The sequence below is a fragment of the Ciceribacter azotifigens genome (assembly GCF_048159625.1).
Lineage (GTDB): Bacteria > Pseudomonadota > Alphaproteobacteria > Rhizobiales > Rhizobiaceae > Allorhizobium > Allorhizobium azotifigens.
On the sequence record NZ_JBLQTA010000087.1, the window covers coordinates 1 to 572 of the forward strand.

1 protein-coding gene is annotated in these 572 nt (G+C 53.1%); it reads right to left on the bottom strand.

Annotation, left to right across the window (positions count from 1 at the left end):
- Positions 1-23: 23 nt before the first annotated feature.
- Positions 24-380 carry a hypothetical protein gene (locus tag ACM6UT_RS23460; protein ID WP_416799663.1) on the bottom strand — a complete coding sequence of 119 codons (357 nt, stop codon included), beginning with the start codon at positions 378-380 and terminating at the stop codon, positions 24-26.
- Positions 381-572: the final 192 nt, after the last annotated feature.

Below are 572 nucleotides of genomic sequence, written 5' to 3' on the forward strand. Positions count from 1 at the left end.
AAAGAGGGGCCGGGATGGGAACATCAGGGGCGTCTACGAGCGCCAGAGTTCTCAGAAATCGACTTCAGCTCTTGGATAGACAAAGCGCTCCTGGTCGCGATCAGATAGGCCGCGAGATAGGTCAGCTTCAGATATACTTCTCCGTCGCCTTTTGGCTCATAATTGATGATTGCCTGGCGGCTCGCCTTCGCCTTCTTACCCCCTTGAACGGCTGCTGAATGCTGATCGATCAGGTCACGAAGCGAGGGTTCTTCTCCTGTCGCACCAGCTGCGATCTCCGTTCCCACTTTCCCGGACGTGGAGAATACCGGAGCCGTTTTGTTGCATCGAGCGGCAATTGCTTCACGGGACGAACGCGAACTGGATGACGACAGTAGCATGGCGGATGCCTCACCGATCTAGTTGCATTGGGGATCGTCTCAGACCATCAAATCGTCCACAACGCACGATAGGATACGAAACAAGACGAAATCTTGGGCTGTAAGTCATTGGAAAAAAACGGTAAGATTTTTGTTCCACCGCCGGCGGATGGAAGCGATTTCAAGGAACTGTTCAAGAAAATGGCTGCTGCG